Genomic DNA, 5,190 nt, shown 5'->3' on the forward strand with positions numbered 1-5,190 from the left:
AGACTTCCTCCACACCTACAACCACCACCGCAGCCACACCGCACTGGGCGGCATGCCACCCATCAGCCGCGTGAACAACGCTGCGGGTCAATACAGCTAGGCCGTCCCCCGCGGGGTGCCGCACGCCGGCTCGCGCGAGAGCCAGGCCCCGTACGCGCGGACCCTGCGCCGGTGCCGGATGTTGTCCGCGGTGAGGATCCAGCGGGGGGAGACCCGGGCGCGGGGTTCCAGCCCGTGGGCCAGCCGGTCCAGCTGGAAGCGTACGAGGGCCAGTGTGCCGGCGGCCGCCAGGCTGCGGTCGCGCCACTCGAGCCGGGGCACGTCCACCCGCGCGTCCTCGCCCGCCCGCCAACGCCGGGGCAGGTCGGGGCACAGGGCGAGGGCGGAGGCCATGCCGACGACGGCGACGCCGCGGGCCAGGGCCTTCTCGGCCGTGGCGCGGCGGGTGATGCCGCCGGTCAGCATCAGCGGCACGGCCGCCGTCCCCAGCAGGTGTTCCGCGAGGGAGAGGAAGTAGGCCTCCCGTTCCAGGGTCCGCTGGTCGGTGGTGTGGCCCATGCTGGCGGGGCTCTCGACGGTCCCGCCGGACAGCTCGACCAGGTCGACGCCGAGGCCGTCGAGGGCCGTGATCACCTGGGCGGCCTCCTCGGTGTCGAAACCGCCGCGCTGGAAGTCGGCGGCGTTCAGCTTCACCCCGATCGCGAAGCCCGTCGAGACGCCGGCGCGGACGGCGCCGACAATTTCCGTGAGCATCCGTACGCGGTTGTCGAGGCTGCCGCCCCAGCGGTCGGTGCGCCGGTTGACGAGCGGGGAGAGGAACTGGCTGAGCAGGTAGCCGTGGGCGGCGTGGATCTGCACCCCGTGGAAGCCCGCCTCCTCGGCCCGCCGGGCGGTGAGGGCGAAGCGGGCGATCGTCGCGCCGATGTCGGCCTCGGTCATGGCGGTGGGGTGGGCGAAGCGCTTGGTGTGCCGGCCGAGGCGGATGGGGACGGCGGAGGGGGCCCACGCGGTGCCGGGCATGTCGGAGCCGACCTGGCGGCCCGGGTGGTTGATCTGCATCCAGACCCGGGCGTCGCCGGACGTCGCGGCGTCGGCCCAGCGGCGGAAGGGCTCCAGCGGGGAACGCGCGTCGAGGACGACGGTGCCCGGGGAGGTCAGGGCCCGCCGGTCGACCATCACGTTGCCGGTGATGACCAGTCCGGCACCGCCCCGCGCCCAGCGGGCGTACAGCCGCTCCAGGCGGGTGTCGGGGAGCTGGCCGGGCTGGGCGGCGAAGCTCTCCTCCATGGCGGCCTTGGCGAGACGGTTGGGGAGGGTGGTGCCGCCGGGAAGGTCCAGCGGTGCGAACAGGTCCATCCGGGTCCCCCCATGCTCGTGGCGCGGCCGTCACGCGGGGCCGCGCCACAAGATGATCGCCTCAGAGGTCCGCGAGGTCCAGCCCGGCCTGGGCCGCGGCGGCCCGGACGGTCTGCTCCAGCAGCACCGCGATCGTCATCGGGCCGACGCCGCCGGGCACCGGGGTGATCAGGGAGGCGCGGGCGGCGGCCGACTCGAAGTGGACGTCGCCGACGTTGCCCTCGTTGTACCCGGCGTCGAGGACGACCGCGCCGGGCTTGATGTCCTCGCCCCGGATGAACTCGGCCTTGCCGACCGCGGCGACCAGGACGTCCGCCTGGCGCACGATCGAGGACAGGTCGCGGGTGCGGGAGTGGCAGTAGGTGACGGTGGCGTTCTTCTCCAGCAGCAGCATCCCGGCGGGCTTGCCCAGGATCGCGCTGCGGCCGACGACGACGGCGTGCTTCCCGGTGAGGTCCACCCCGTACTCCTCCAGCAGGCGCATGATGCCGCCGGGGGTGCAGGAGACGAAGCCGGGCAGGCCGAAGCCCATGGCGGCGAAGGAGTGCATCGTCACACCGTCGACGTCCTTGCCGGGGGCGATGGCCTCGAAGGCGGCGCGCTCGTCGATGTGGTGCGGGACGGGGTGCTGCAGCAGGATGCCGCTGATCTCCGGGTCCTCGGAGAGGGCGGTGATCGTGGCGACGAGTTCCTCGGTGGGGGTCGCGGCCGGCAGCTCCACGTGGCGGGAGGTGATCCCGGCCTTGGCGCAACGGTTCTGCTTCATCCGTACGTAGGTGACGGAGGCCGGGTCCTCGCCGACGAGGACGGTGGCCAGGCAGGGAGCGGTACCGGTGCGCTCGGTGATCTTCGCCGCGAGGGCGGCGGTCCGCTCCGAGACGCGGCGGGCGAGGGCGGTGCCGTCCATGAGCTGGGCGGTGGCGGTGGGGGCAGTCGTCACGGGGTCTCCTGAACGTCGCTGCGGATCGCGGTTCGCCCAGGCGCGCGGCAGACGGCGTACGGCCCAGCGGGCCCACACCGGGCCGCTCCCCGGTGGTGATCCACCCGAACGCCAGTCACGGCCCGGTGCCCACTGTAGTCGACATATCCGGTGGAAGAGCGGGGGCCGACCTGGGACGATCGGGACATGACGCGCACGTTCGACCATCTCGTCGCCGAGGCCGGGTCCGTCTCGGTCGACGGCTGGGACTTCTCCTGGCTCGACGGCCGGGCCACCGAGCAGCGGCCCTCCTGGGGCTACCAGCGCCTGCTGGGCGAGCGCCTGGGACAGGTCGGCTCCGTCCTGGACATCCAGACCGGCGGCGGCGAGGTCCTCGCCGGAGCGGGCCCGCTGCCCGCGCTGACGGCGGCCACGGAGTCCTGGCCTCCGAACGTCCGGAAGGCGACCCGGCTGCTGCACCCGCTGGGCGCGGTGGTGGTGGCGGACCCCGACGAGCCGCCGCTGCCCTTCGCCGACGAGGCCTTCGAGCTGGTCGTCAGCCGGCACCCGGTGACCGTCTGGTGGGACGAGATCGCCCGGGTGCTGGTGCCGGGCGGCACCTACCTCTCACAGCAGGTGGGTCCGGCCAGCGTCTTCGAGCTCGTCGAGTACTTCCTCGGCCCGCAGCCGGAGGAGGTCCGCCGCGCCCGGCACCCCGACGACGCGGCCGCCGACGCCGCGAAGGCGGGTCTGGAGGTGGTCGACCTGCGCTCCGAGCGGCTGCGTACGGAGTTCCACGACATCGGGGCCGTGATCTACTTCCTGCGGAAGGTGATCTGGATGGTGCCCGGCTTCACGGTCGGGCAGTACCGGGAGCGGCTGCGCGAGCTCCACGAACGGATCGAACGCGAAGGTCCGTTCGTCGCGCACACCGCCCGTTTCCTCATCGAAGCCCGCAAGAAGGGGTGACCGGGAGGGCCGACGGATCCCCGCCGGATCGGTTGCGCGGGCACAGCGTGGCGCAGGTCACTCAATTCAGCGCGTAACGAATCGACTCGGGCAGGCGATGAACCGACAGGTGTCCTCGCGCGGCCCCGGAATACAGACCCGCTTCGGTCTGTTTCCCGAGTCCGCGCGATGATGTCCCGCCCACTCCTTATCTGTTCGCAACGAGAGGCTCCTTGTGTCGCTCAGCCCGTCCCGTACGTTCCCTCCGGAGATCGCCGAATCCGAGGCCCTGGTCGCGCTCGTCGAGCGCGGCCGCGAGCAGGGTCACATCAACGGTGACGATGTCCGCCAGGCCTTCGAGGCCGGCCGCATCCCGGTGGACCAGTGGAAGCGGGTCCTGCGCAGCCTGAACCAGGTCCTGGACGAGGAGGGTGTCGCCCTCCACGTCAGCGCCGCCCCCGCCACGAAGGCTGCTGCCAAGAAGCCCCGCAAGGCAGCCGCCGCCCCGGCCCGCACCGTGACGAAGAAGGCGGTCGCCGCACCGCGTCCCATCGGCGCGCGCAAGGCCTCCGCCACCGCTCCCGCCCCGGCCGCCGCCGCGGCGATATCCGCTCCGTCGGCCACCGCTTCGCAGGAGGTGTCGGCCGAGGCCGCCGCCGAGCCCAAGAAGCGGGCGGTCAAGAAGACCGCCGCCAAGAAGGCGACGGCCACCAAGAAGACCGCGGCCTCGAAGAAGGCCGGCGCCAAGGACGCCGATGACGCCGAGACCCCGGTCGTCGAGGGTGAGGACTGGGCCGTCGAGGACCTCGCCGACGACGCCGAGGAGGAGACGCCCAAGGCGGCCGGCCAGGGCTTCGTGCTGTCCGACGACGACGAGGACGACGCCCCGGCGCAGACCGTCATGGTCGCCGGTGCCACCGCCGACCCGGTCAAGGACTACCTGAAGCTGATCGGCAAGGTGCCGCTCCTCAACGCCGAGCAGGAGGTCGAGCTCGCCAAGCGCATCGAGGCGGGTCTGTTCTCCGAGTACAAGCTCGAAGAGGAGGAGGACCACAAGCCCGCCTTCAAGCGCGAGCTGGAGATCCTCGTCGAGGACGGCCGCCGCGCCAAGAACCACCTGCTGGAGGCCAACCTCCGCCTCGTGGTCTCGCTGGCCAAGCGCTACACCGGCCGCGGCATGCTCTTCCTGGACCTGATCCAGGAGGGCAACGTCGGTCTGATCCGCGCGGTGGAGAAGTTCGACTACACCAAGGGCTTCAAGTTCTCCACGTACGCGACCTGGTGGATCCGGCAGGCGATCACGCGCGCCATGGCCGACCAGTCGCGCACCATCCGCATCCCCGTCCACATGGTCGAGATCATCAACAAGCTCGCCCGTGTGCAGCGCCAGATGCTCCAGGACCTGGGCCGCGAGCCCACCCCGGAGGAGCTGGGCAAGGAACTCGACATGACCCCCGAGAAGGTCATCGAGGTCCAGAAGTACGGCCGCGAGCCGATCTCCCTGCACACCCCGCTGGGTGAGGAGGGCGACAGCGAGTTCGGTGACCTCATCGAGGACTCCGAGGCGGTCGTCCCGGCCGACGCCGTGTCCTTCACCTTCCTCCAGGAGCAGCTGCAGTCGATCCTGGGCACGCTCTCCGAGCGTGAGGCCGGCGTGGTCTCCATGCGTTACGGCCTCAACGACGGCCAGCCGAAGACGCTGGACGAGATCGGCCGCGTGTACGGGGTCACCCGTGAGCGCATCCGCCAGATCGAGTCGAAGACGATGTCGAAGCTGCGCCACCCGTCGCGTTCGCAGGTGCTGCGCGACTACCTGGACTGATCCGCTCCTGGTACCGGCACACACCGGAGGCCCGCGCCGGACGGCGCGGGGCGCCCCGGGTTTCGCCGGGGGCCCCGGGGGGGGCGGGGCGGGGGGCGGGGGGGCCCGGCCGGGGGGTTGGGCCGCCGGGGGGTGTTGGTATACA

4 protein-coding genes, 1 pseudogene and 1 riboswitch are annotated in these 5,190 nt (G+C 72.1%); of the genes and pseudogenes, 3 read left to right on the forward strand and 2 right to left on the reverse strand.

Annotated features, from left to right (window positions below; translation table 11 throughout):
* Window positions 1–100: pseudogene (locus ACFY7H_RS26525) on the forward strand (IS481 family transposase); the annotation flags it as partial.
* Here the strand turns inward: ACFY7H_RS26525 and ACFY7H_RS26530 are convergent.
* Complete coding sequence (locus tag ACFY7H_RS26530) at window positions 97–1,356, reverse strand: NADH:flavin oxidoreductase/NADH oxidase family protein (protein ID WP_388942586.1); 1,260 nt, start codon at window positions 1,354–1,356, stop codon at window positions 97–99. The pseudogene ACFY7H_RS26525 and the gene ACFY7H_RS26530 sit on opposite strands and share 4 nt — an antisense overlap.
* A 61-nt stretch (window positions 1,357–1,417) precedes the next feature.
* Window positions 1,418–2,263: a bifunctional 5,10-methylenetetrahydrofolate dehydrogenase/5,10-methenyltetrahydrofolate cyclohydrolase gene (locus ACFY7H_RS26535; RefSeq protein ID WP_388942927.1), complete on the reverse strand. Its 846-nt coding sequence runs from the start codon at window positions 2,261–2,263 to the stop codon at window positions 1,418–1,420.
* A 60-nt stretch (window positions 2,264–2,323) separates the two neighbouring features.
* Window positions 2,324–2,425: riboswitch (ZMP/ZTP riboswitch) on the reverse strand.
* A 57-nt stretch (window positions 2,426–2,482) separates the two neighbouring features.
* Here ACFY7H_RS26535 and ACFY7H_RS26540 point away from each other — a divergent pair.
* Both ACFY7H_RS26540 and ACFY7H_RS26545 read left to right on the forward strand, forming a co-directional pair.
* The gene (locus ACFY7H_RS26540) at window positions 2,483–3,244 is read left to right on the forward strand and encodes a methyltransferase domain-containing protein (protein WP_388942590.1); all 762 of its coding nucleotides are present in this window, start codon (window positions 2,483–2,485) and stop codon (window positions 3,242–3,244) included.
* A gap of 214 nt (window positions 3,245–3,458) precedes the next feature.
* On the forward strand, window positions 3,459–5,045 hold the full coding sequence (locus ACFY7H_RS26545) for an RNA polymerase sigma factor (RefSeq protein ID WP_388942593.1): 1,587 nt from the start codon (window positions 3,459–3,461) through the stop codon (window positions 5,043–5,045).
* Window positions 5,046–5,190 lie beyond the last annotated feature (145 nt).

It is taken from the genome of Streptomyces sp. NPDC012794, assembly GCF_042901085.1.
GTDB lineage: Bacteria > Actinomycetota > Actinomycetes > Streptomycetales > Streptomycetaceae > Streptomyces.

Coding starts and splice junctions, on each gene's coding strand:
- ACFY7H_RS26530 (WP_388942586.1), bottom strand. CDS start 1,356: ATGGACCTGTTCGCACCGCTGGACCTTCCCGGCGGCACCACCCTCCCC.
- ACFY7H_RS26535 (WP_388942927.1), bottom strand. CDS start 2,263: ATGGACGGCACCGCCCTCGCCCGCCGCGTCTCGGAGCGGACCGCCGCC.
- ACFY7H_RS26540 (WP_388942590.1), top strand. CDS start 2,483: ATGACGCGCACGTTCGACCATCTCGTCGCCGAGGCCGGGTCCGTCTCG.